Annotated in this window: 24 protein-coding genes and 1 pseudogene; 17 read left to right on the top strand and 8 right to left on the bottom strand. The window is 53.5% G+C overall.

Features of this window, described 5'->3' with window-relative positions:
- Positions 1 to 7 precede the first annotated feature (7 nt).
- The 6 genes from dcyD to INF68_RS12965 form a co-directional block, all read right to left on the bottom strand.
- Positions 8 to 994 carry a D-cysteine desulfhydrase gene (gene dcyD, locus INF68_RS12940; RefSeq protein ID WP_109845211.1) on the bottom strand — a complete coding sequence of 329 codons (987 nt, stop codon included), beginning with the start codon at positions 992 to 994 and terminating at the stop codon, positions 8 to 10.
- A 106-nt stretch (positions 995 to 1100) separates the two neighbouring features.
- Complete coding sequence (gene tcyJ, locus INF68_RS12945; RefSeq protein WP_023336163.1) at positions 1101 to 1901, bottom strand: cystine ABC transporter substrate-binding protein; 801 nt, start codon at positions 1899 to 1901, stop codon at positions 1101 to 1103.
- Between the two features lie 86 nt (positions 1902 to 1987).
- Complete coding sequence (gene fliZ / locus INF68_RS12950) at positions 1988 to 2539, bottom strand: flagella biosynthesis regulatory protein FliZ (protein WP_008500339.1); 552 nt, start codon at positions 2537 to 2539, stop codon at positions 1988 to 1990.
- A 54-nt stretch (positions 2540 to 2593) separates the two neighbouring features.
- Positions 2594 to 3313 (bottom strand): RNA polymerase sigma factor FliA, encoded by a 720-nt coding sequence (locus INF68_RS12955; protein WP_008500338.1) that lies wholly within the window; start codon positions 3311 to 3313, stop codon positions 2594 to 2596.
- Positions 3314 to 3474: 161 nt separating this feature from the next.
- Positions 3475 to 6906 carry a methyltransferase gene (locus INF68_RS12960; protein ID WP_126786441.1) on the bottom strand — a complete coding sequence of 1144 codons (3432 nt, stop codon included), beginning with the start codon at positions 6904 to 6906 and terminating at the stop codon, positions 3475 to 3477.
- Between the two features lie 158 nt (positions 6907 to 7064).
- Positions 7065 to 7925 carry a flagellin domain-containing protein gene (locus INF68_RS12965; protein ID WP_087855437.1) on the bottom strand — a complete coding sequence of 287 codons (861 nt, stop codon included), beginning with the start codon at positions 7923 to 7925 and terminating at the stop codon, positions 7065 to 7067.
- A 320-nt stretch (positions 7926 to 8245) separates the two neighbouring features.
- Between INF68_RS12965 and fliD the strand changes: the two genes are divergently transcribed.
- From fliD to amyA, 4 genes are read left to right on the top strand one after another with little or no spacing between them, the layout of a single operon-like run.
- Entirely contained in the window at positions 8246 to 9682 is a 1437-nt protein-coding gene (gene fliD, locus INF68_RS12970; RefSeq protein ID WP_087855438.1) for a flagellar filament capping protein FliD, read from the top strand.
- A 9-nt stretch (positions 9683 to 9691) separates the two neighbouring features.
- Complete coding sequence (fliS, locus tag INF68_RS12975) at positions 9692 to 10102, top strand: flagellar export chaperone FliS (RefSeq protein WP_087855439.1); 411 nt, start codon at positions 9692 to 9694, stop codon at positions 10100 to 10102.
- Positions 10102 to 10476, top strand: coding sequence for a flagella biosynthesis regulatory protein FliT (gene fliT, locus INF68_RS12980; RefSeq protein ID WP_087855440.1), 375 nt, complete (start codon positions 10102 to 10104; stop codon positions 10474 to 10476). The genes fliS and fliT overlap by 1 nt, the downstream gene beginning before the upstream one ends.
- 51 nt (positions 10477 to 10527) lie before the next feature.
- The gene (amyA, locus tag INF68_RS12985) at positions 10528 to 12015 is read left to right on the top strand and encodes an alpha-amylase (protein WP_126786442.1); all 1488 of its coding nucleotides are present in this window, start codon (positions 10528 to 10530) and stop codon (positions 12013 to 12015) included.
- Between the two features lie 102 nt (positions 12016 to 12117).
- Here the strand turns inward: amyA and yedD are convergent, their stop codons facing one another.
- Positions 12118 to 12531 (bottom strand): lipoprotein YedD, encoded by a 414-nt coding sequence (gene yedD / locus INF68_RS12990; RefSeq protein ID WP_109845215.1) that lies wholly within the window; start codon positions 12529 to 12531, stop codon positions 12118 to 12120.
- A gap of 74 nt (positions 12532 to 12605) precedes the next feature.
- The gene (fliE, locus tag INF68_RS12995; protein ID WP_008500329.1) at positions 12606 to 12920 is read right to left on the bottom strand and encodes a flagellar hook-basal body complex protein FliE; all 315 of its coding nucleotides are present in this window, start codon (positions 12918 to 12920) and stop codon (positions 12606 to 12608) included.
- Positions 12921 to 13148: 228 nt separating this feature from the next.
- Between fliE and fliF the strand changes: the two genes are divergently transcribed.
- From fliF to fliR, 13 genes and pseudogenes are all read left to right on the top strand, one after another.
- On the top strand, positions 13149 to 14828 hold the full coding sequence (gene fliF / locus INF68_RS13000; RefSeq protein ID WP_126786443.1) for a flagellar basal-body MS-ring/collar protein FliF: 1680 nt from the start codon (positions 13149 to 13151) through the stop codon (positions 14826 to 14828).
- Complete coding sequence (gene fliG / locus INF68_RS13005) at positions 14821 to 15819, top strand: flagellar motor switch protein FliG (protein ID WP_023312301.1); 999 nt, start codon at positions 14821 to 14823, stop codon at positions 15817 to 15819. Before fliF ends, fliG begins: the two co-directional genes overlap by 8 nt.
- Entirely contained in the window at positions 15812 to 16519 is a 708-nt protein-coding gene (gene fliH / locus INF68_RS13010) for a flagellar assembly protein FliH (RefSeq protein WP_023312302.1), read from the top strand. Before fliG ends, fliH begins: the two co-directional genes overlap by 8 nt.
- The gene (fliI, locus tag INF68_RS13015) at positions 16519 to 17889 is read left to right on the top strand and encodes a flagellar protein export ATPase FliI (protein ID WP_126786444.1); all 1371 of its coding nucleotides are present in this window, start codon (positions 16519 to 16521) and stop codon (positions 17887 to 17889) included. Before fliH ends, fliI begins: the two co-directional genes overlap by 1 nt.
- 21 nt (positions 17890 to 17910) lie before the next feature.
- Positions 17911 to 18354, top strand: a complete 444-nt coding sequence (gene fliJ, locus INF68_RS13020; RefSeq protein WP_126786445.1) for a flagellar export protein FliJ — start codon at positions 17911 to 17913, stop codon at positions 18352 to 18354.
- Entirely contained in the window at positions 18351 to 19583 is a 1233-nt protein-coding gene (gene fliK / locus INF68_RS13025) for a flagellar hook length control protein FliK (RefSeq protein ID WP_109845217.1), read from the top strand. Before fliJ ends, fliK begins: the two co-directional genes overlap by 4 nt.
- A gap of 106 nt (positions 19584 to 19689) precedes the next feature.
- Complete coding sequence (gene fliL, locus INF68_RS13030; protein WP_193525325.1) at positions 19690 to 20160, top strand: flagellar basal body-associated protein FliL; 471 nt, start codon at positions 19690 to 19692, stop codon at positions 20158 to 20160.
- Between the two features lie 4 nt (positions 20161 to 20164).
- On the top strand, positions 20165 to 21169 hold the full coding sequence (fliM, locus tag INF68_RS13035) for a flagellar motor switch protein FliM (protein ID WP_008500320.1): 1005 nt from the start codon (positions 20165 to 20167) through the stop codon (positions 21167 to 21169).
- The gene (gene fliN, locus INF68_RS13040; RefSeq protein ID WP_008500318.1) at positions 21166 to 21579 is read left to right on the top strand and encodes a flagellar motor switch protein FliN; all 414 of its coding nucleotides are present in this window, start codon (positions 21166 to 21168) and stop codon (positions 21577 to 21579) included. The genes fliM and fliN overlap by 4 nt, the downstream gene beginning before the upstream one ends.
- A gap of 2 nt (positions 21580 to 21581) precedes the next feature.
- Positions 21582 to 21956 carry a flagellar biosynthetic protein FliO gene (gene fliO, locus INF68_RS13045; protein WP_063409477.1) on the top strand — a complete coding sequence of 125 codons (375 nt, stop codon included), beginning with the start codon at positions 21582 to 21584 and terminating at the stop codon, positions 21954 to 21956.
- Positions 21956 to 22693, top strand: coding sequence for a flagellar type III secretion system pore protein FliP (gene fliP / locus INF68_RS13050; protein WP_008500316.1), 738 nt, complete (start codon positions 21956 to 21958; stop codon positions 22691 to 22693). The genes fliO and fliP overlap by 1 nt, the downstream gene beginning before the upstream one ends.
- 9 nt (positions 22694 to 22702) lie before the next feature.
- Positions 22703 to 22972 (top strand): flagellar biosynthesis protein FliQ, encoded by a 270-nt coding sequence (gene fliQ / locus INF68_RS13055; protein WP_008500315.1) that lies wholly within the window; start codon positions 22703 to 22705, stop codon positions 22970 to 22972.
- 7 nt (positions 22973 to 22979) lie between these two features.
- A pseudogene (gene fliR, locus INF68_RS13060) lies at positions 22980 to 23772 on the top strand (flagellar biosynthetic protein FliR); the annotation flags it as partial.
- Positions 23773 to 23994: the final 222 nt, after the last annotated feature.

A 23994-nucleotide genomic window follows, 5' to 3' on the forward strand; every position in this document is an offset into this window, starting at 1 on the left:
CTGATTTTTAGACGTGAGGATGGTAGGCAAACAGCGCAGGCGCCCCGCCGGTATGGACAAATAAAATCGGCCCTTCATCCTTAAAGCGTTTCTGCGCAATGCCGTCAATCAGCCCGGCCATCGCTTTGCCGGTATAAACCGGATCGAGCAGTATCCCCTCGAGGCGCGCCAGCAGCTTCACCGCTTCCATGCCCTCTTCGTTAGGCGTACCGTAACCCGGCGCAAAATAGTCGTCCCAGAGCAGAATGTCGGCCCTGGCCTTCAGCTCCAGCTGCGCGGCTACCGCCTGTTGTAAAGTGACCACTTTCGGCTTCTGATCCGCGACGCTGCGGGACACCGTCACGCCAACCAGCTCGACGTCAGGCAGCAGTTGTTCGAGCCCCACCGCCAGCCCGGCATGCGTGCCCGCACTGCCGGACGCGACAACCACTGAGGAGAGGCTCACCGCGCCCTCGCACTGCTGCGCGATTTCCAGCGCACTTTCCACATACCCCAGCGCGCCCAGCGCGTTCGAACCGCCGACGGGGATAACGTAGGGGCGGAACCCCTGCGCTTCCAGACGCGTCGCCAGCTCGTCGAGCTGGGCGGCCGGATCGGTCAACGCATCCACCATTTCGACCTGCACGTTAAACAGGTCCAGCAGCAGACGGTTGCCGTTGGTGAGATAGTTTTCTGCCCGCGTACCAATCGGGTTTTCCAGCAATGCCACGCAGTGGAGCCCGAGCTTTGCCGCCACTGCCGCCGTCTGACGAACGTGGTTGGACTGGATAGCCCCGGCGGTAATGAGCGTATCCGCGCCTTCGCGCAGTGCATCAGCCGCCAGAAACTCCAGCTTGCGCAGCTTATTGCCCCCCATCGCCATCGGCGTCACGTCGTCACGCTTGATAAAAATATCGCGCCCTAAATAATCAGAAAATCGCGGCAGATACTCCAGCGGCGTCGGCGCGCCGATGAACTCCAGGCGGGGAAAGCGCGTTAAATTCTGTAGTGACATGGGTTCTCCGGTAACTCTGACAAAATGTGATATTTTTCATTATGCACGCAGACGCGAAAGAAATAAAAAAGGCGCTTTTAAAAGCGCCTTTTTTTGCGGCAGAAGCTTATTTCGTGACGTCTGCACCGAACCACTTCTCGGAGAGCGCCTTCAGGCTGCCGTCTTTTTGCATGTCGGCAATCGCGGAATCAATCGCTTTGACCAGGTCTTCGTTACCTTTACGAACGGCAACGCCTGATTCCTGACGAGAGAACGCATCACCCGCTACCGCCAGGGTGTTGTTGGTTTTCTTCACCAGATCCAGCGCGGCCAGGCGGTCAACCAGAATGGCGTCGATACGGCCCACGCGCAGATCCTGGTATTTCGTAGGGTCATCATCATAAGTGCGGATATCCACGCCCTGCACGTTCTGGCGCAGCCACTCTTCGTAGTTGGTACCCAGACCGACACCGACTTTCTTCCCTTTCAGGTCCGCGGCAGTTTTAATTCCGCCTTCGTTGCCTTTCTTCACCAGCGCCTGAATACCGGACACGGTGTACGGCGTAGAGAAGTCATATTTCTTCTTACGCTCGTCAGAAATGGTCACCTGATTAATCACCACATCAATACGTTTGGAATCCAGCGACGCCAGCATACCGTCCCATTTGGTCGGTTTCAGTGACGCTTTAACGCCAAGGTGCTTCGCCAGCTCTTCAGCAAACTCCACTTCAAAACCGGTCAGCTTACCGTCATCGCCCTGGAAGCTGAACGGAGGATAGGTTCCTTCCAGCCCGACCAGCAGCGTACCGCGCTCTTTTACTTTATTCAGCAGGTTTTCTGCGGCGAACGTTTTCACGCTCATACCCGCAACCAGCGCAACGGCCATAACACCCATCAGCGCCTGACGACCCAGAAGTGCAAATTTCATAAATACCCCGATATAGTGGAATTTTTACGTAGTGTAGAGAAATCGCCTGCAACGTCAAAGGCGACTGCGCTACATCTTATTCTTTTTTAATATATATCAGAAGTTGTTCCGGCGTGGGCTTTCTGCTTTATGGCACCCGGCATTTGTACCTTGTATTGCGCATACTTGCGCAGCGCAATCCGGTAGTTGTTGGTGCTGGTCGCAGGTAGCCAGGGCTCCAGATTTTCATCCAGATAACCGGTTTTCAGCAGATCGCGAGAAATATTGTTTACGGTCAGATGTTGCCCAAGGCGGCGCAGGCGAACGACATATTCGCGAACGGTGCCGTGGCTCATCTCCGTTTGTTCAAACAGGAACTGCTTGAAGCCGATAATATCGAAGAAGTCGCTTTGCTCTTTGCAGTGGAGATCCCCACAGAAACGGCAAAGCGCCACCCACTCTTTTTGCTCTTCGAGCCATGCTGCTTCGTCCATCAACGTGTCGAGACGCGAAATCGCAATCTTATTGACGATTTCGCCCCGGCGAACCAGCGTGATACGATCGAGTAACTTGTTACAGTGGGCGCAATGCGTCTGGCTGTGTTTAAAGTCTTTCAGGTAGCGGCTTAAAGGCCGTCTTTTAGATTGCTGCACCGTCATGATAACTCCTGGTTGTCAATACGTTGTGCGGCATTTTTAAGGTGAATCAATCACCTATAACTTACCCAGCTTGGTTCGTAAGCGTTTAATGGCCTGGCTGTGCAGCTGGCTCACCCGCGACTCTCCCACCTCCAGAACAGCGCCAATCTCTTTGAGATTAAGCTCTTCCTGGTAATAAAGGGTCAATACCAGCTGTTCGCGTTCAGGCAGAGCTTCAATAGCTTCCATGACGCGCTGGCGTAAATTCCCTTCCATTAAATGGTGTAACGGGTTTTCTTGCTGGTGCTCATCCGTCACCAGCTCGATGCTATCGCCATGCTCTTCTCGCCACTCGTCATAAGAGAAGAGTTGGCTATTATTGGTATCGAGCAACATCTGACGATACTCTTCAACAGCAATGCCAAGACGATCCGCCACTTCGGTTTCCGTTGCGTTGCGTCCCAGTTCCTGTTCCAGCTGCCCCATCGCATGCGCCACTTCGCGTGCGTTGCGGCGAACACTGCGCGGTACCCAGTCACGGCTGCGCAGCTCGTCCAGCATCGCACCACGAATACGCTGAACTGCGTAAGTCGTAAATGCCGTTCCTTGCAGAGCGTCGTATCGGTCAACTGCATTCAATAACCCGATACCGCCCGCCTGTAGCAGATCGTCGAGTTCCACGCTCGCCGGCAAGCGCACCTGGAGGCGCAATGCTTCGTGACGCACCAGCGGGACATAACGCTGCCACAGCGAGTGTTTATCCATTACACCTTCAGCGGTATAGAGTGAATTCACGATAAACAGCCCTGCGTTAGTTGAGTTATCGGCATGATTATCCGATTCTGCAGGGGTTTTAATCGAGTGAATAGTGGGTGAAATCGGGGGTTATTTGGAGGGTTACCTAAACCTAGGTGGATGAAACAGGAATCATCCACCTAGGGATTGTTTAACTTTTTTTAAATGTTCGGGAGTTCACCTATTGAGAAGCTTTCAGGTTGCTTGCCATCACAATATATTTTCCAGCATGTCCGAAACATCTCTTCGACCATGTTACCGATTTGCTGCTTAGTATCACTTTGAATATTCATCCGTGAGCGCAACGACTGCCTTATCTTATTCAATTCTTGTTTATTATCAGCCCATTGGACCGCGATGTTCACATATTCATCTACGTTCTCAGCAACAAATTGTGGAAGACCAAGAGAATACATAATGGCAGCCCCTTGCCGTGATACCAACGTCTCGCCGGCAAAGGACACTGTTGGCACCCCCATCCAGGCAGCATGACTTGTTACGGTACCACCGGTGAAGGGAAAAGTATCCAGCAGGAGATCGACGTCATGGTGGTATTTGAGATAGGTATTCATATCGGCTAATTCACGCAACTCGAAACGACTGGAGTCAATCCCACGCTGGTTAAATTGCGAGGCCACATCTTTCCAGACTACTTTTGGCATATTACACACAATCATTCTGGAATCAGGTACCCGTTTAAGTACTGCCGTCCAGGCATCAAAAACTCGATTATTCAATTTATTTGTACGATTGAAACTACCAAAAGTAAAGTACCTATTGCTAAATGCCGGGAGCGTATTCACATCCACATTTTCACCGGTCTGGTCAAAGTTTTTAGGCAAATACATATAGATCAGCTTTTCGGTGAATTGCGACTCCAAATCGGCTGACTTTTTCACTGGAAAAATAGTTGCATAGTAATCCATAGCCTCAAGTCCAGTTGTGGCATGATAGCCTACCCATGAAATCTGAATGGGTGCAGGTTTGAGTGCAAAGACTGGTAAGCGATGATCACTGGTATAACCAGATAAATCGACCAAAATATCAATTTCATCCAATTTAATCATTTCAGCCATTTCGAGATCACTAATATGTCGTACATTGCGCCAGTGATCGGCGGTGGCCTTAAAGCGTAACGTACCTTCATTCTCATGAGATGCCGGTATATTGCTATATGCGAAAAGCTCACATTTTCCACGATCTAATGAGTGCCAAATGGGAGAGAAAAAGAAGCCTACCGGATGACGGTCTCGGAAATCCCCGGAAACAAACCCAATACGTAATTTTCTTTCTGGATCTTTATCCCTCTCGATATATCCTGAGAAATCTTGGGCATGCGCCCATTTCATGACCTGCTTGCCATAATCGTAATGGATTTCAAGAATATCTTCTAAGCTAGCCTCCGCACTATGCGACAAAATAAATGCAAGACCTGTCATAAGACTATAATCGGTCTCTTTTTTCTTTATTCCTTTGCGAAGGAACGCTATTCCTTCATCTAGTTTGGTTTGTTCACATAGCGCTCCACCAAGTAATGTTGTGATAAGTTTACTTTCAGGCGCTAGGCCAAAAGCCTTACGTGCACAATATTCACTTTGCTCAAACCGTTTAAAATCATAATGAATCGACGCTAACAAATACCATTCTGGGGAGCTCTTTTTATTACAGCGAAGAATTGAACTGGCCAAACGCCAAGCTTGCCAGTGATATTTACATGATACAAATGCAAATGCCAGTTCAGAATAAAGGAACAAACTAGTTGAATGGTATGATAACGCTCTCGAGAGCCTCACCAGTGCGGTATCATAGTCACCTATTCTCTTAGCCAGGCCACACAAGAAATACTCTTTCGCCCCAGTATTAGTACTTCCCTCAAGTAAGGAACACGCCACATCATATGCTTTGCTGTACTGTCCGCGCAGTGTATAGTTGCGAATAACCTGTAGCTGCTCATTTGTCAGTTCAACATCATCTTCAACAAATTCGGCGACGTTCTTTACTTTATCCGCTTTTCTCTGCTCATTCGTCATAAAACCGAAGGCACTCTCATCACTGGAATACAGAAATAAGGCGCTTGCCATTTTTGATATAGCTGTTGGAGGACAACAGCGAATCATCTCTTGCAGAAAATGTTTCCAGCCAACTCCACCAGCATTCAAAAGGCCTTTAAAATAGAGAGAATCGAGTACGGCCCAGCTCTCACTTTCCACCACAATAGGGGTTAACAGTTGACGACGTTCTGCTTCAGTGAGTCTTACGCGCTCACCCCAGCCATTGATTAACCACACAGCCTGAGGATTGGCGGCTAACTGTGCTGTGACCGATGACAGGACATGCACATGTTGGTCTTCGTCTGTGCTGTAAACATCCAGTCCTTTACAGATATGTAGTGTGGGAAGCCGCTTTAGAAATAGAGTCCACAATATATTCTCAATCGCCGACCTGTTATCCTCCGCGTCTTGCGTACCGACAATCTCACAGTGAAAGACGATTTGTTCAAAAGTTACACTTCGAGGCCATGCATCACCAAGTAAATCAAGTACTGCTAGCGTAACTTCATCTGTCGTTGCGACTTTAAGCCCATCGTGTCCAGCAAGAGAAGAGTAGACGTTTCGATCGTCACTCGCGGTACGTCTGAACGATCCCGCAAAACGCATTTTTTGGAACTCACTTCTTAGAGGAAGGAGAGAAACTTTTTCCGCATTTTTTTCACTCGTCAAAATACTGAAACGTCCCGGACGGTAAGTCAGCAGATCCAGGTTTTGCTGAAGCAGCACCTTCTGCTGCTTTTCTCCAAGCGCCGCATGGAGTTCTCCAATTTTCAGCTCATAGCTCTCAGGCAGTTCGCTTGCTGTATCAATGTCACCCACGTAACAGAGCCCAAGATTATTAATTCTTGAGTGAAACTCAACCAGATATTCGCTGTCACGAGAGCTTTCCAAGTAGTGGTGAGCAAAAAGTGTATCCGAAAGTCGTTCGCTTTTATTCAGTTCTTCTCGCATCGCCAATGAATTGCTGGCAAGAGATAAACTCGCAAGCATTAGTTTGGCTCGGGCTAGCTGCATCTCAAGTGAAGTTACCTGACTACTGTATATCTGCAATGCATCTCGCAACGTATCCAAGTGTGCCGCTCCCGGCAGGCTCGCCCATTGGAAGAGAATGACACCATTATTCGCCAACAATCCGCCTAGATGCTGCAAAAGTGCGGAGGATACCTGTCGGTTTAAATAAGAGAAAGTATTATGAATGACCACATAATCCCAACCCTTATCCTCAAGGCCTAAAATTTGCTCTACGGATAAAGCATAGAGTTTTAAGTTGGCTGGAGCATGAACCATCAGCTTTTGCTGCTGTATCTCATTCCCCTCAGTGATGAGATCAATCCCGACTATACTCGCAAACGGATATGCCATTGCGATGCTCAGAAGCTCATCTCCCCCTCCGCATCCCAATACCAGCAAGCGAGAATATTTAACTGTTGGGGAATTAATATTATATAGGCTGCATGCAGCATGAACCTGAGCGGGGGTCCAACTTAATTCAGGTGTGATAGAGAGCTTTGTCGTTAGGGTAAGGTTTTCTGCATCATTCATATTGGAGTGAACTCATGAGGTGCGTTATTGATTGTTTATTGTATCGAACGCAGTTACCAACAATATCGAAAATTAATGAAGAAAGATAAGGTTAATCTGCGCTTAGTACAGGCAAAAAAAAACCAGCCCTTAGGCTGGTTTCATTATGTGTTAAGAGATTAACGCAGCAGAGACAGAACGGTCTGCGGAACCTGGTTAGCCTGAGACAGAACTGAAGTACCAGCCTGCTGCAGAATCTGCGCGCGAGACATGTTTGATACTTCGGTGGCATAATCAGCATCCTGAATACGAGACTGTGCAGCAGACAAGTTAGTGACAGTGTTGTTCAGGTTAGAGATGGTGGACTCGAACCGGTTCTGAATCGCACCTAAGTCAGAACGTTGATTATCAACAGCTTTTAATGCTTTATCAATGGTAGAAAGAACATTCGTTGCCAGAACGTCAACACCAGATTGACTGACTGTACGGTCAGAAGCAGCAACAGCCCCGCCTGCCGCGCCAGCAGCACCCGCAGCCAGAAGGCTCCAGTTAGTTTTGTCGCCGATAGTAATGTCGATTTTTTCTCCGTCGTTAGCACCAACCTGGATGCTAATGGTGCCAGCAGAGTTCAGTACTTTGAGACCGTTGAACTGGGTTTGGCTTGCAACACGATCAATTTCAGACAAGCGCTGGTTTACTTCAGACTGAATGGAGTCAATGTCAGAAGCGGAGTTAGTGCCGTTCTGTGCCTGAACCGCCAGCTCACGAATACGCTGCAGGTTGTTGTTGATTTCGTTGAGTGAACCTTCAGCCGTCTGCGCGATGGAGATCCCGTCATTCGCATTGCGGGAAGCCTGAGTCAGGCCCTTAATATTAGAAGAGAAGCGGTTAGAAATTGCCTGACCAGCCGCATCGTCTTTCGCGCTGTTAATACGCAGACCAGAGGACAGACGCTCGATCGCAGTGCCCAGGGAAGACTGAGATTTGTTCAGGTTGTTCTGAGTAGTCAGGGACAACAGGTTAGTATTGATAACTGCCATATTTTTTTCCTTCAAAAATTGAATTTAGGTTCGGTGCCTAACACTCACGGCGTCTCTCACCGTCAAAAAGGGTATCGACCCAACTTCAAAGGACTTTAGAATTATTCGAATAAAAATTTTATTTTATTGATTTTAAACAAATTAAATTCATACAACTCTTCTCGGTAGCCGTCATGACCACCTTTTAGCCCGACAATTGACTTATTTACCGCCTGTTGCTTGCCCTAATCTGTCGATAATTTTTTCACTGTCTGTGTAAACTTTTCTTCGTTGATGCCGATACAGAGTCAAGTTAAACCAAAGACGCAAGGAATTCTGACATGGCTACTGTTGATTTGAGTAATTTGGGTGTTGGTTCTGGTTTGCCACTCGCTACCCTATATAACAACCTTGAAACTGCTGAAAATACTAAGCTTAGTGCGATTACCAAACAGAAAACGACTTATACAGCTCAGCTCAGCGCCTACGGTAAGTTGCAAAGCGCCCTGACGAATCTGCAAACGGCAACAACTGCGCTGGGTAAAGCCTCAGTATGGAATGCAACCTCCGTCGCTAGTACGAACACAGCGTTTTCAGCCACAACCTCAACGGATGCCACGACAGGGTCTTATACAGTTAATGTAAGTCAGGTTGCTAAAGCTCAGGTGTTGATGTCAGGAAGTATCGACAGCAATACAAAACAGTTGGGCGGCACGACCTCCGGCGGCACTCGAACTTTGACGATTACGCAACCCGGTACTAAAGATCCGCTAAAAATTACACTGTCAGACGCGCAAACATCACTGACCAACATCGCAAGTGAAATCAATAAAGCTGGGGGTAACGTTTCTGCTACCGTCATGAAAGCGGATGATGGGGAATATCGCCTTTTCCTGACCTCAAAATCGACAGGAACCGATGGAGATATGACGGTCACCGTTGATGGTGACGACACGCTACAGCAGTTGATTGGCCACGATATGTCGTCAAGCGCAATGAGCGTACAAACACCATCTCAAAATGCCCGCGTATCAATTAACGGCATTGTGATCGAGCGTTCTAGCAATAAAATTGACGATGCATTAACTGGCGTCACACTCACTTTGAAAGCCAAAAGTTCAGCAGATGAAACTTTGGACGTAACGCGTTCTACAGATGCAACGGCTAAAGCAGTTAACGACTGGGTGACGGCATACAATGCACTTCAGTCGACAATCGCGAGCGTAACCAAATATAGTCCCGTAGAAGCAGGCGCAGACAATCAGTCAACCTCTAACGGCGCACTGATAGGTGACGGCACGGTTCGAAGTGTACAAGCACAATTGCGTAGTCAACTGACGCAGGTGCAGTCAGGTTCGTATGCCATCATGGCACAGTTTGGCATTACCCAAGATCCTAAAGTGGGATCAGATGGTTCTACCGGCAACCTGAAAGTTGACACCGACAAACTAAATGCCGCCTTGACAAAAAACCCTGAAGCAGTTCAGGCCTACTTTATGGGCGATGGTAAAACGACAGGTCTGGCAACAACGATGGGTACCATGCTAACCAAGATGTTGGATACCTCAGCCGGTAGCGAAGGCGTTATTCAAAGTGCTCAGGACGGTATTAATGCCACGATTAAAACTCTAGATAAACGCTATACCGCAACGGAAGCCAGCATAGAAGCCACAATGGCTCGCTATAAAGCGCAATTTACCGCGCTGGATAGCATTGTAACCAAAATGAACAGTACCTCATCGTACCTCACAACTCAGTTTAGTAAGTCCAGTAGTTAAGGATTTAAAATGTATAGCCAAAATGGTGCACTTTCATATCAAAAGGTGGGCATTGAAAGCGCTGTGATGAGCGCTAGCCCCCATCAATTAATTGTCTTGCTTTTTGATGGGGCCATGAGCGCCCTCGTTCGGGCGAGACTTTTTCTGGATCAGGGAGATTTGATATCTAAAGGAGAAGCGCTCTCAAAAGCAATCAGTATCATTGATAACGGTCTCAAGGCTGGACTTGATATGGATGCTGAAGGTGAACTGTCCAACAATTTGGCATCGCTTTACGACTATATGGTACGCCGATTGTTACTTGCTAATATGCACAATGATGTGGAGACCATCATGGAAGTTGAGGGATTACTGAACAACATCGCCGACGCGTGGAAACAAATCGGTGAAGCGCCTTCTAGCCACCAGGATATGCGTTAATGACAAATACCATCCCATCACTGACTGACTGGCATGCTTTGCATGCGCTCAGCATTTCCATGCTAAATCTCGCCCATTCAGGCAAATGGGATGAATTAATTGAACAAGAAGTCAAATATGTGCAAATTGTTGAAAGTATTGCACAGAATCCTATAAGCTCCAACAATATGCTGCAGATCGAGAGAGCGAAAGAGTTGCTCAAACTGGTGCTGGAAAATGAGGCCGAGCTTAAAGTTTTACTGAACTTGCGTATGAAAGAGTTGCGTGAGCTCATTGATACCACCGGCAAACAGCAATCCATCACGTCTACCTATGGAAAGCTGTCAGGGAATATTCTTTACCCAGAAAGTTTTACCCGCGACACACAACTATGATTTCTTCATCCATACTCCAGAAGTCTGCCAATGGCTTCTGGAGCAAGGACGATGAAAAACCCCACCCTGTTACAATGTTTTCACTGGTACTACCCTGCTGGCGGTGAATTGTGGCGAGAGGTCACGGCGTTAGCCCCCAATCTTAACGAAATCGGCATTAACATGATCTGGCTCCCGCCCGCCTATAAAGGCGCGTCAGGCGGGTATTCTGTCGGCTATGACTCCTATGACCTGTTCGATCTGGGCGAGTTTGACCAGAAAGGCAGTATCGCCACGAAATACGGTGACAAAGCGCAGCTGCTGGAAGCCATCGACGCCCTCAAGCGCAACGACATTGCCGTACTGCTGGACGTGGTGGTGAACCACAAAATGGGCGCCGATGAAAAAGAGCCCGTGCGCGTTCAGCGCGTGAACGAACAGGACCGCACGCAAATCGACGATGAGGTCATCGAGTGTGAAGCCTGGACCCGCTATACCTTCCCTGCCCGGGCCGGGCAGTACTCACAGTTTATCTGGGACTACAAATGCTTCAGCGGCGTCGACCACATTGAAAACCCCGATGAAGACGGCATCTTTAAAATCGTCAACGACTACACCGGCGAAGGCTGGAACGATCAGGTTGATGATGAGATGGGTAACTTCGATTATCTGATGGGCGAAAATATCGATTTTCGCAATCACGCCGTGACCGAGGAGATCAAATACTGGGCCCGCTGGGTCATGGAACAGACGCGCTGCGACGGTTTTCGTCTGGACGCCGTCAAGCATATTCCCGCGTGGTTTTACAAAGAGTGGATTGAGCACGTCCAGGAAGTCGCCGACCAGCCGCTGTTTATCGTGGCGGAATACTGGTCCCATGAGGTGGATAAACTTCAGGCCTATATTGACCAGGTCGAAGGCAAAACCATGCTGTTTGATGCCCCTCTGCAGATGAAATTCCACGAGGCGTCACGTCAGGGCCGGGATTACGACATGAGCCAAATCTTCACCGGCACCCTGGTAGAAGCCGATCCGTTTCATGCGGTCACCCTCGTCGCGAACCATGACACCCAGCCTTTGCAGGCGCTTGAAGCACCGGTCGAAGCCTGGTTTAAACCGCTGGCCTACGCGCTGATCCTGCTGCGGGAAAATGGCGTGCCGAGCGTCTTTTATCCGGATCTCTTCGGCGCCAGCTATGACGATGCGGGAGGAGACGGTGAAACGTACCATATTGATATGCCGGTGATTGAGCAGCTTCACGAGCTGATCCTCGCGCGCCAGCGTTTTGCCCACGGCGTGCAAACGCTGTTTTTCGACCATCCAAACTGCATCGCCTTCAGCCGCAGCGGTACGGAAGACGATCCCGGCTGCGTGGTGGTGATGTCGAACGGGGACGTTGGCGAGAAGGTGATTTGTCTTGGGGAAAACTACGGCAACAAAACGTGGCGGGATTTTCTCGGCAATCGCGAAGAAACCATCACCACGGCGGCGGATGGCGAAGGGACGTTTACCTGTAATGGGGGAAGCGTCAGCGTTTGGGTGATAGAGGATGCGCTGTAGTACTGGCAAAGTGCGGCCTGATGCCCTCACCCCGTCCCTCTCCCACAGGGAGAGGGCGCAAACACCAAAAACGGCAACGAGGTTGCCGTTTTGCGTTTACCCTCAGGGCAGCTTACTCTCGAGCGGATTCTTGCTCAGGTAATCGGCACACTCAACCGTTGGACGATCGACCTTCTGCAGCTCCAGCCCGTCGTACTCCAGCGTTGAGCCATCACGCTCCAGCGGATAGATATCCAGCTTACGGGTCACGTTGTAATAACTGTCTGAACGCAGCATGATTTTACCCGGCACGGCAATCACGCGCTGCCACTGACGGCAGTCCAGCGTATCGCCCTCTTCCGTCACCACCAGCGTGGCAATCGCATTCGGGCTTACCATGTTGCTTTGCGGCCCTTTCGACTGCCAGTATCCCGCCAGATGCGCCGGGACAGGGTGCTTGATCACGTCGTTATAGTTATCGACCTGAACGCACCCGGTCAGTGCCAGCAGCGCGCCAGCAATTGCTATTTTTTTCATCATCTTTCCTGCATTCGAAGAAAAAAATATTGTGGCATTAAAGCGCTGCGGCTGCCAGCGAAGATCGACAGATCTTAAACCTGCATCCCCATCACTTCCTGATACGCCGAGACCAGCTTGTTACGCACCTGGATCCCCATCTGCAGGGAAACCGAGGCTTTTTGCAAATCGGTCATCACATCATTCAGCGCCACGCCCGGCTCACCGAGGGTGAACTTCTCTGCCTGAGTGCGCGCGGCGGTCTGGGTATCACTGATACGGTCAAGAGCGGCATGCAGTTGCCCCGCGAAGCTGATGCTCGGCTGCTGATCTGCCACATTCTGATTACGGGCCGTCATCGCCGTTGCCTGCAACTGACTGATTACCCCTTCAATGCCCTGTATAGCCATGACTCTCCCCTGGATGGTTTTTTACGCGGTCAAGACTAACAGCTTGTCAATAAGATAATGGCGGTAAATAGCATGAAAAAACCAGGTTATTTGACGCATAGAAAATCACGAATCATCAAATAATGGCAGGGCCATCAATATGGAACTTTTGTCGTGTTTGCCGACCCGGGAGTCAGTTTTGTTTCTCTACACGAATAACGTAAACCACCAGGATTTAAGAGGTGCGCAATGAGTGCAACAGCATCGACAGCGCCGCAGAATAAATCACTCGAGTGGATGAACCGCCTTCGCGCGAATCCTAAAATCCCGTTGATCGTGGCAGGCGCTGCCGCAATTGCGATCCTTGTAGCGATGGTCCTGTGGGCGAAAAGCCCTGATTACCGGACGCTCTACAGCAACCTTTCCGATCAGGATGGCGGCGCCATCGTCACCCAGTTGACCCAGATGAACATCCCTTATCGCTTTGCCGATAATGGCGGTGCGCTTGAAGTACCGGCAGATAAGGTGCACGAGCTGCGTCTGCGTCTGGCTCAGCAGGGGCTGCCGAAAGGCGGTGCGGTTGGCTTTGAGCTGCTGGATCAGGAAAAATTCGGTATCAGCCAGTTCAGCGAGCAGGTGAACTACCAGCGTGCGCTGGAAGGTGAACTGGCCCGCACCATTGAAACATTAGGCCCGGTGAAGAGTGCCCGCGTGCACCTGGCGATGCCTAAACCTTCTTTATTTGTCCGCGAACAGAAATCACCTTCAGCGTCCGTTACCGTGAACCTTGAACCCGGCCGCGCGCTGGACGAAGGGCAAATCAGCGCGGTGACGCACCTCGTCTCCAGCGCCGTCGCCGGTCTGCCGCCGGGTAACGTGACGCTGGTCGACCAAAGCGGTCACCTGCTGACGCAGTCCAATACCGCCGGTCGCGATCTGAATGACGCGCAGCTGAAGTATGCCGCCGATGTCGAAAACCGTCTCCAGCGTCGTATCGAAGCGATCCTGGGCCCGGTAGTGGGCAACAGCAACGTGCACGCGCAGGTAACCGCCCAGATCGACTTCGCGAATAAAGAACAAACTGAAGAACAATACAGCCCGAACGGCGATGCGGCTCAGGCGGTGATGCGTTCGCGCCAGATCAACACCAGCGAGCAGATTGGCGGTGCAAACCCGGGCGGCGTGCCGGGCGCGCTGTCTAACCAGCCTGCCCCGGCTAACGCGGCACCGATTTCTACGCCGCCGGCCAATCAGCAGAACGGTCAACAAAATAATCAGCAGACCACCTCAACGACCAGTAACGCCGGTCCGCGTACCAGCAGCCGTAACGAAACCACGAACTACGAAGTGGATCGGACGATTCGCCACACTAAACTGAACGTGGGCGATATTCAGCGTCTTTCCGTTGCGGTAGTGGTGAACTACAAAACGCTGGCGGACGGCAAACCGTTGCCGTTGACCGCCGAGCAGATGAAGCAGATTGAAAACCTGACCCGTGAAGCGATGGGTTACTCCGAGAAGCGCGGCGATACCCTCAACGTGGTGAACTCACCGTTCAACTCGGTTGATGAGACCGGCGGTGAACTGCCGTTCTGGCAACAGCAGGCGTTTATCGACCAGCTGATGTCCGCAGGACGCTGGCTGCTGGTGCTGATTGTCGCGTGGCTGCTGTGGCGTAAGGGCGTTCGTCCGCAGCTCCAGCGCCGTGCTGAAGCCGAAAAAGCGGCTCGCGAGCAGATGAATGCGCGCCAGGAAACGGAAGAAGCGGTTGAAGTGCGCCTCAGCAAAGATGAACAGTTGCAGCAGCGTCGTGCTAACCAGCGCATGGGCGCTGAGGTGATGAGCCAGCGCATTCGCGAAATGTCAGATAACGATCCGCGCGTCGTGGCGCTGGTCATCCGCCAGTGGATGGGTAACGAACATGAGTAATACGCTTACGGGCACCGATAAAAGCGTCATCCTGCTGATGACCATTGGCGAAGATCGTGCGGCAGAGGTGTTTAAACACCTCTCCCAGCGAGAAGTGCAAATTCTCAGTGCGGCCATGGCCAACGTGCGTCAGATCTCCAACAAGCAGCTGACCGAAGTGCTGGCAGAGTTTGAACAGGAAGCCGAACAGTTTGCCGCGCTGAACATCAACGCCAACGACTACCTGCGCTCCGTGCTGGTCAAGGCGCTGGGCGAAGAGCGTGCCTCCAGCCTGCTGGAAGACATTCTGGAAACGCGCGATACCGCCAGCGGTATCGAAACGCTCAACTTTATGGAGCCGCAGAGTGCCGCCGACCTTATCCGCGACGAGCACCCGCAGATTATCGCCACCATCCTTGTCCACCTCAAACGCGGTCAGGCGGCAGATATTCTGGCGCTGTTCGAAGAACGCCTGCGTCACGATGTGATGCTGCGTATCGCGACCTTCGGCGGCGTCCAGCCGGCCGCGCTGGCGGAGCTGACCGAAGTGCTGAACAACCTGCTCGACGGTCAGAACCTCAAGCGCAGCAAAATGGGCGGCGTGAGAACGGCGGCGGAAATCATCAACCTGATGAAAACGCAGCAGGAAGAGGCCGTCATTACGGCGGTTCGCGAATTCGACGGCGAGCTGGCACAGAAAATCATCGACGAGATGTTCCTGTTCGAAAACCTTGTCGAAGTGGACGACCGCAGCATCCAGCGCCTGCTCCAGGAAGTGGACTCCGAGTCGCTGCTTATCGCCCTCAAAGGCGCCGAGCAGCCGCTGCGCGAGAAGTTCCTGCGCAACATGTCTCAGCGTGCGGCCGATATCCTGCGCGACGACCTTGCCAACCGCGGCCCGGTTCGTCTGTCTCAGGTGGAAAACGAACAGAAAGCCATTCTGCTTATTGTTCGTCGTCTGGCGGAAACCGGCGAGATGGTGATTGGCAGCGGAGACGACACCTATGTCTAATGAGCTGCCCTGGAAGCGCTGGACGCCGGACGATCTGGCGCCTCCCCTCTCCGAGTTCACGCCGGCCGTCATCGCAACCGAAGAGCTTGACCCGGACGTCGAGCAGCCCGAGCTGACCGAAGAGGAGCAGCAGGCCCAGATGCTGGCGCAGCTGCAAATGCAGGCGCACGAGCAGGGCTATAACGCCGGTCTGAACGAAGGCCGCCAGAAAGGCCACGAGCAGGGGTATCAGGAAGGTCTGGCGAAAGGGTTAGAGCACGGTATCGATCAGGCGCGCCAGCAGCAGGCGCCGATCCATGCCCGCATGCAGCAGCTGGTCAGCGAGTTTCAGCACACCCTGGACGCGCTGGACAGCGTGATTGCCTCGCGACTGATGCAGATGGCGCTGGAAGCCGCGCGTCAGGTCATCGGCCAGACGCCCGTGGTGGATAACACCGCGCTTATCAAACAAATTCAGGGTCTGCTTCAGCAGGAGCCGCTGTTCAGCGGGAAACCTCAGCTGCGCGTCCATCCGGACGACCTGCAGCGCGTTGAAGAAAGCCTGGGCGCGACGCTTAACCTGCACGGCTGGCGCCTGCGCGGCGACCCGTCGCTACATCACGGCGGCTGCAAAGTCTCTGCCGATGAAGGCGATCTGGATGCCAGCGTCGCCACCCGCTGGCAGGAACTGTGCCGCCTGGCGGCACCGGGAGTCGTCTGATGACCGCGCGCCTCACCCGCTGGCTCACCACGCTCGACAACTTTGAGACGAAGATGGCGCTACTGCCATCCGTTCGTCGTTATGGGCGACTGACGCGCGCCACCGGTCTGGTTCTCGAAGCCACCGGCCTGCAGCTTCCGCTGGGCGCGACCTGCGTCATTGAGCGTCAGGATGGTCTGGAAACGCGTGAAGTTGAAAGCGAAGTGGTCGGATTTAACGGCCAGCGCCTGTTCCTGATGCCGCTTGAAGAGGTGGAAGGCATTCTGCCCGGCGCGCGCGTGTATGCCAAAAATATTTCTGGCGACGGGCTGCAAAGCGGGAAACAGCTGCCGCTCGGTCCTGCCCTGCTGGGCCGCGTGCTGGACGGCAGCGGGAAACCGCTCGACAGTCTGCCCTCCCCGGACACCACCGAAACCGGCGCGCTGATCACCCAGCCGTTCAACCCCCTGCAGCGTACCCCCATCGAGCATGTGCTGGACACCGGCGTGCGCCCGATTAACGCCCTGCTGACCGTGGGACGTGGACAGCGTATGGGCCTGTTCGCCGGCTCAGGCGTAGGCAAATCCGTCCTGCTCGGCATGATGGCGCGCTATACCCAGGCCGACGTGATCGTCGTGGGGCTGATCGGTGAACGTGGTCGTGAAGTAAAAGACTTTATTGAAAACATTCTGGGTGCGGAAGGCCGCGCCCGCTCGGTGGTGATCGCCGCACCGGCAGACGTGTCGCCGCTGCTGCGCATGCAGGGTGCCGCGTATGCCACCCGTATCGCCGAAGATTTTCGAGACCGCGGCAAGCACGTGCTGCTGATCATGGATTCCCTGACCCGTTACGCGATGGCGCAGCGTGAAATCGCGCTGGCCATCGGTGAGCCACCGGCGACCAAAGGCTACCCGCCTTCGGTCTTCGCCAAACTCCCTGCGCTGGTGGAACGCGCGGGGAACGGCATCAGCGGCGGCGGCTCCATCACCGCGTTCTATACGGTACTGACGGAAGGCGATGACCAGCAGGACCCGATTGCCGATTCCGCGCGCGCGATCCTTGACGGTCATATTGTGCTGTCGCGTCGTCTGGCCGAAGCCGGACACTATCCGGCCATCGATATTGAAGCCTCTATCAGCCGCGCAATGACGGCGCTGATAACCGAGAAGCACTACGCCCGCGTGCGTAACTTCAAACAACTGCTTTCCAGCTTCCAGCGCAACCGCGATCTGGTCAGCGTGGGGGCGTATGCCAAAGGCAGCGACCCGATGCTCGACAAGGCGATTAGCCTGTGGCCGCAGCTGGAGGCATTTTTGCAACAAGGCATTTTTGAACGCGCCGACTGGGAAGATTCAATTCAGGCTCTGGAGCTGATTTTCCCGCAGGTGTAACACAGGTGGAGGGCGAAGGTCATGGCGCAAAACAGCGCGTTATCAACGCTGAAAGATCTGGCTGAAAAAGAAGTTGATGATGCCGCATTGCAGCTTGGCGCAATGCGACGCGGGTGCCAGCAGGCTGAAGAACAGTTGAAGATGTTAATCGACTATCAGCATGAATATCGCACCAACCTCAATACCGATATGACACAGGGCATTGGAAGCCAGCGCTGGATTAACTATCAGCAGTTTATCCAGACGCTGGAGAAGGCGATAGATCAGCATCGCCAGCAGCTTCACCATTGGACCCAGAAAGTCGATACCGCGCTGAATTTCTGGCGCGAGAAGAAGCAGCGACTGCAGGCCTGGCAGACCTTACAGGACCGACAGATCGCGGCAACGACCCTGGCGGAAAACCGCCTGGATCAGAAAAAAATGGATGAGTTTGCCCAGCGCGCATCAATGAGGAAACCGGAATGATCACACTGCAACAACTGCTGATGAGCGACAGCGACCTGTCAGGCGGCACGCAAACGGGGAAAGGCGCCGACGGTGCACAGGACTTTCTCTCTCTGCTGGCGGGCGCCCTCTCGGACGCAACGGGCAAGGGCAAAGATGCGCCGCTGACCCTGGCTGACCTGAAAGCCGCCGGCAGTAAACTGTCAAAAGTGGCTCAGGACGCCAAAGGGGATACCACCCTGCAGGCCAAAATTGCCGACCTGCTCTCGCGTCAAACTGCGCTGAATGGCGATGAAACGTCGCCCGTTACGTCGCTTGATACGCTGGTTACCGGGCTGGTGCCGCTGTCAAAGGGTGATGCCCTGAAAACGCTTAATGCGGTCAACAGCAAAGATGACGGCAAAAGCGAGCTGAGCGAAGAGGAGCTGGCCGGGTTAAGCGCGCTGATGGCCATGCTGCCGCACCAGCAGACCAGCACCTCACGTGCGGCAGGCAGTGACGGTGTGTCCGCCACCGCAACGCTGAGTTCAGCGGCGCTGACGCAAAACGGCGCGGGCCAGCCGTCCCTGAACGCGCTTCCGGGAAGCCATGATAAAGCCCAGAGTGCTGCGCCTTATCAGAGCCAGGCGAAAAACAGCGACCCGGCCCTGTCGGGTAACGCGCCGGCCACGCCGGCCGTGGCCGCAACGGCAGAGAAGCAGGAGCTTGCCAGTTCCTCCTCCTCAGCCTCACCGACGGCGACCCTGGCACCGATTATGTCCAGCCATGCGACCAGTCAGACGGCCGCCACCGTCGCCACCGCACCGGTGTTAAGCCAGCCTCTGGGTACGCATGAATGGCAGCAGTCCCTGAGCCAACACATCACCCTGTTCACTAAACAGGGCCAGCAGACGGCCGAGCTGCGTCTGCACCCGGAAGATCTGGGTCAGGTGCAAATTTCGCTTAAGCTGGATGATAACCAGGCGCAGCTGCAGATGGTTTCTGCGCACAGCCATGTCCGTGCGGCGCTGGAAGCCGCGCTGCCGGTCCTGCGAACCTCACTGGCGGAGAACGGCATTCAGCTTGCGCAAAGCAGCGTCAGCAGCGAGAGCTTTGCCGGGCAGCAGCAGTCCTCATCCCAGCAGCAGCACCAGGCTTCGCGTTCCGGCAACACCGGCGGCTTTAATGACGAGAGCGATGAGTTACTGCCTGTCCCTGCCGCTCTGCAATCCGCCGCGCGCGGTAACAGTGCCGTAGACATCTTCGCCTAAACGCCAGAGGTAGCGTGATTATCCCCGTCTTTTCCACGCTTTGACGACAGCAGGACACGGGATAATCACCTTATTAAGCTGTACCGAAACAGGAAGCTCGTATCAGATGACTGACTCCGCTATCACCAAAAAAAGTAAGCGTTCCATCTGGATCCTGCTGCTGGTGTTGATCACGCTCGCCGCCTGCGCTACCGCGGGCTATAGTTACTGGCGTATGCAGCAGGAACCTTCGACCGCTGCGGCCAAAGCCGAACCTGCACCACCGCCGGCGCCGGTATTTTTCCCTCTGGACACCTTCACCGTGAACCTCGGTGACGCGGATCGTGTGCTGTATGTCGGTATTACGCTGCGCCTGAAGGATGAAGCCACGCGCGCGCGTCTGAATGATTATCTTCCGGAAGTGCGTAGCCGCCTTCTGCTGCTGTTCTCTCGTCAGGACGCTTCGGCGCTGGCTACCGATGTGGGTAAGCAAAAGCTGGTCGACGCCATTAAACAAACGCTGGCGACCCCGCTGGTAAACGGCCAACCTAAGCAGGAAGTCACTGACGTTCTGTATACAGCCTTCATTCTGCGGTAACGACATGGGCGACAGTATTCTTTCTCAGGCAGAAATCGATGCGCTGCTCAACGGCGACAGCGATAAAAGTGATGATCCGCAACCGGGTATTGGCGGCGATAGCGATATTCGTCCCTATGACCCGAATACACAGCGTCGCGTGGTACGTGAACGTCTGCAGGCGCTGGAGATCATTAACGAACGTTTTGCACGTCAGTTCCGTATGGGGCTGTTTAACCTGCTGCGTCGTAGCCCGGATATCACGGTCGGTGCGATCCGCATTCAGCCGTATCATGAGTTTGCCCGCAACCTGCCGGTGCCGACCAACCTTAACCTGATTCATCTGAAGCCGCTGCGCGGCACCGGCCTGGTGGTGTTTTCGCCAAGCCTGGTGTTCATCGCGGTGGATAACCTGTTCGGCGGCGACGGGCGTTTCCCGACCAAAGTAGAAGGTCGTGAATTCACCCACACCGAACAGCGCGTCATTAACCGCATGCTGAAGCTGGCGCTGGAATCTTACAGCGACGCGTGGAAAGCGATTAACCCGCTGGAAGTGGAATACGTCCGTTCTGAGATGCAGGTGAAATTTACCAATATCACCACCTCCCCGAACGATATCGTTGTTAACACGCCGTTCCACGTGGAGATCGGTAACCTGACCGGCGAGTTCAACATCTGCCTGCCGTTCAGCATGATCGAACCGCTGCGCGAGCTGCTGGTGAACCCGCCGCTGGAGAATTCCCGCAACGAAGACCAGAACTGGCGTGAAAACCTGGTCCGCCAGGTCCAGCATTCGCAGCTTGAGCTGGTGGCGAGCTTCGCCGATATCCCGCTGCGGTTATCTCAGATCCTGAAATTACAACCCGGTGATGTTTTGCCGATAGAAAAACCCGACCGCATTATTGCCCATGTGGATGGTGTCCCCGTGCTGACAAGCCAGTACGGCACGATTAACGGTCAGTATGCGTTACGCGTTGAGCACTTGATCAACCCGATTTTGAATTCGCTGAATGAGGAACAGCCCAAATGAGTGACATGAACAATCCGTCCGATGAAAACAGCGGAGCACTGGACGATCTGTGGGCTGACGCGTTAAACGAGCAAAAAGCGACCCCGGCCAAAAGCGCAGCGGATGCCGTATTCCAGCAGCTCGGCGGCGGTGACGTCAGCGGCACGCTGCAGGACATCGACCTGATCATGGATATCCCGGTTAAGCTGACCGTTGAGCTGGGACGCACCCGCATGACCATTAAAGAGCTGCTGCGCCTGACGCAGGGTTCCGTGGTGGCCCTTGACGGTCTGGCCGGTGAGCCGCTGGATATCCTGATCAACGGCTATCTGATTGCCCAGGGTGAAGTGGTGGTGGTTGCCGATAAATACGGCGTACGCATCACCGATATCATCACCCCGTCTGAACGTATGCGTCGTCTGAGCCGTTAAGCATGAAAACCCAGGCAACAATATCACAGCCTTCTGCCGTTCCCGGCTCGCCTCTGCTCCAGGTGAGCGGGGCATTGTTCGGTATTATTGCCTTTATTCTTATCGCCGCCTGGCTGGCGAAGCGCTTTGGCCTGGCGGGTAAAACCGCCGGTGCCCGCGGCCTGAAGGTCAGCGCCAGCACCACGCTGGGTCCACGCGAGCGCGTGGTCATCGTCGAGGTAGACGATGCGCGCCTGGTCCTGGGCGTCACGGCCTCAAACATCAGCGTATTACACAAGCTGCCGCCCGCCCCTGTTGTGGTTGACGAGCGCGCAGACGTCCCTGCGGATTTTCAGTCCGTCATGAAGAGTTTGCTTAAGCGTTCCGGGAGATCCTGATGCGCCGTTTGTTATCCCTGACGCTTGCGGGCGTTGGCCTGTTTGCTCCCGCGGTTTATGCACAGCTGCCCGGTCTGGTCTCCACCCCTCTCGCGGGCGGCGGACAAAGCTGGTCGCTTCCGGTGCAGACGCTGGTGTTCATCACCTCGCTGACGTTTATTCCGGCCATCCTGCTGATGATGACCAGCTTCACCCGCATCATCATCGTCTTTGGTCTGCTGCGAAACGCGCTTGGAACTCCTTCCGCACCGCCAAACCAGGTTCTGCTTGGGCTGGCGCTGTTTTTGACCTTTTTCATTATGTCGCCGGTTATCGACAAGATTTATACCGACGCCTATCAGCCGTTCAGCGAAGACAAAATCTCCATGCAGGAGGCGCTGGATAAAGGCGCGCAGCCGCTGCGGGAATTTATGCTGCGCCAGACGCGCGAAGCCGACCTGGCCCTCTTTGCCCGCCTGTCCAACACCGGCGAGCTGCAGGGACCGGAAGCGGTGCCAATGCGTATTCTTCTGCCTGCCTATGTCACCAGCGAGCTGAAAACCGCGTTCCAGATTGGCTTTACCATCTTTATTCCGTTCCTGATTATCGACCTGGTGATCGCCAGCGTCCTGATGGCGCTCGGTATGATGATGGTGCCGCCCGCGACCATTGCCCTGCCCTTTAAGATCATGCTCTTTGTACTGGTCGACGGCTGGCAGCTGCTGGTCAGTTCGCTGGCGCAGAGTTTCTACAGTTAAGGAACGGCAATGACACCCGAATCGGTCATGATGATGGGCACGGAGGCGATGAAAATCGCGATTGCCGTTGCCGCGCCGCTGCTGCTTGTCGCGCTGGTTACCGGTCTGATTATCAGTATTCTCCAGGCCGCCACGCAGATTAACGAAATGACGCTGTCGTTCATCCCGAAAATCATCGCCGTGTTCGTGGCGATTATCGTGGCCGGGCCGTGGATGCTGAACCTGTTGCTGGACTATATGCGCAACCTGTTTACCAATCTGCCGTACATCATCGGCTGACCTGACGATGCTGCACTTCACCAGCGACCAGTGGGTTCAGTGGCTCGGCGTCTATTTCTGGCCGATGCTGCGCATCATGGCGCTGATATCCACCGCCCCGATTCTCAGTGAGAAATCGATACCCAAGCGCGTCAAGGTGGGGCTGGGCATTATCATCTCCATTATCGTCGCACCCTCTCTTCCCCCCGTGGATATTCCGATCTTCTCGGCGAACGCGGTGTGGGTGGCCCTGCAACAGGTGATGATTGGCGTCGCCGTCGGCTTTACCATGCAGCTCGCCTTTGCCGCGGTGCGTACCGCAGGGGAACTGATCGGCCTGCAGATGGGGCTATCGTTCGCCACGTTTGTTGATCCCGGTAGTCATCTCAACATGCCCGTGCTGGCGCGCATTATCGATCTACTCGCCATGCTACTGTTCCTGTCGTTCAACGGCCATCTCTGGCTTATCTCCATGCTGGTGGATACGTTCCATACGCTGCCGATTGGCGAAAATCCGGTGAACAGCAACGCTTTCCTCGCGCTTACCCGCGCTGCGGGGCTAATTTTCCTGAACGGGCTGATGCTGGCACTGCCGATCATCACCCTGCTGCTGACCGTCAACCTGGCGTTAGGTTTACTCAACCGAATGGCACCGCAGCTTTCAGTATTTGTCATTGGTTTTCCGCTGACGCTGACGGTTGGGATTTTATTAATGTCATTACTAATGCCACTTATCGCTCCCTTCTGTGAACATTTATTCGGCGAGATATTCAACCTGTTAGCGGATATTGTCAGCGAGCTGCCACGTAAATAATAACCCTCACTGTTGCTATTGTCTTTCTGAGGATATTCCTAAAATAAAACGCGTAAAACATCTTCCAGGATATATCTGACGCGGTTTAATTGTTTCTAACCATCTCACAATACTTAATATTTACTTTACTTTAAGAAGATTCCTGGCAAATTATACGTAACTTTACGGGATAGTGAGTCCGCCTGAAAGTCTTTGTCATGCTCACAGGTTTATTATTTTTTCCATCCCG

Origin of the sequence: Enterobacter cloacae complex sp. P16RS2 (genome assembly GCF_014982155.1) — a bacterium.
In the GTDB taxonomy this organism is placed as follows: Bacteria; Pseudomonadota; Gammaproteobacteria; order Enterobacterales; family Enterobacteriaceae; genus Enterobacter; species Enterobacter cloacae_M.

Bases quoted from the DNA above. Each gene is read 5' to 3' on its own strand.
- dcyD (WP_109845211.1), bottom strand. From the start codon at position 994: ATGTCACTACAGAATTTAACGCGCTTTCCCCGCCTGGAGTTCATCGGC.
- tcyJ (WP_023336163.1), bottom strand. From the start codon at position 1,901: ATGAAATTTGCACTTCTGGGTCGTCAGGCGCTGATGGGTGTTATGGCC.
- fliZ (WP_008500339.1), bottom strand. From the start codon at position 2,539: ATGACGGTGCAGCAATCTAAAAGACGGCCTTTAAGCCGCTACCTGAAA.
- INF68_RS12960 (WP_126786441.1), bottom strand. From the start codon at position 6,906: ATGAATGATGCAGAAAACCTTACCCTAACGACAAAGCTCTCTATCACA.
- INF68_RS12965 (WP_087855437.1), bottom strand. From the start codon at position 7,925: ATGGCAGTTATCAATACTAACCTGTTGTCCCTGACTACTCAGAACAAC.
- fliD (WP_087855438.1), top strand. From the start codon at position 8,246: ATGGCTACTGTTGATTTGAGTAATTTGGGTGTTGGTTCTGGTTTGCCA.
- fliS (WP_087855439.1), top strand. From the start codon at position 9,692: ATGTATAGCCAAAATGGTGCACTTTCATATCAAAAGGTGGGCATTGAA.
- fliT (WP_087855440.1), top strand. From the start codon at position 10,102: ATGACAAATACCATCCCATCACTGACTGACTGGCATGCTTTGCATGCG.
- amyA (WP_126786442.1), top strand. From the start codon at position 10,528: ATGAAAAACCCCACCCTGTTACAATGTTTTCACTGGTACTACCCTGCT.
- yedD (WP_109845215.1), bottom strand. From the start codon at position 12,531: ATGAAAAAAATAGCAATTGCTGGCGCGCTGCTGGCACTGACCGGGTGC.
- fliE (WP_008500329.1), bottom strand. From the start codon at position 12,920: ATGGCTATACAGGGCATTGAAGGGGTAATCAGTCAGTTGCAGGCAACG.
- fliF (WP_126786443.1), top strand. From the start codon at position 13,149: ATGAGTGCAACAGCATCGACAGCGCCGCAGAATAAATCACTCGAGTGG.
- fliG (WP_023312301.1), top strand. From the start codon at position 14,821: ATGAGTAATACGCTTACGGGCACCGATAAAAGCGTCATCCTGCTGATG.
- fliH (WP_023312302.1), top strand. From the start codon at position 15,812: ATGTCTAATGAGCTGCCCTGGAAGCGCTGGACGCCGGACGATCTGGCG.
- fliI (WP_126786444.1), top strand. From the start codon at position 16,519: ATGACCGCGCGCCTCACCCGCTGGCTCACCACGCTCGACAACTTTGAG.
- fliJ (WP_126786445.1), top strand. From the start codon at position 17,911: ATGGCGCAAAACAGCGCGTTATCAACGCTGAAAGATCTGGCTGAAAAA.
- fliK (WP_109845217.1), top strand. From the start codon at position 18,351: ATGATCACACTGCAACAACTGCTGATGAGCGACAGCGACCTGTCAGGC.
- fliL (WP_193525325.1), top strand. From the start codon at position 19,690: ATGACTGACTCCGCTATCACCAAAAAAAGTAAGCGTTCCATCTGGATC.
- fliM (WP_008500320.1), top strand. From the start codon at position 20,165: ATGGGCGACAGTATTCTTTCTCAGGCAGAAATCGATGCGCTGCTCAAC.
- fliN (WP_008500318.1), top strand. From the start codon at position 21,166: ATGAGTGACATGAACAATCCGTCCGATGAAAACAGCGGAGCACTGGAC.
- fliO (WP_063409477.1), top strand. From the start codon at position 21,582: ATGAAAACCCAGGCAACAATATCACAGCCTTCTGCCGTTCCCGGCTCG.
- fliP (WP_008500316.1), top strand. From the start codon at position 21,956: ATGCGCCGTTTGTTATCCCTGACGCTTGCGGGCGTTGGCCTGTTTGCT.
- fliQ (WP_008500315.1), top strand. From the start codon at position 22,703: ATGACACCCGAATCGGTCATGATGATGGGCACGGAGGCGATGAAAATC.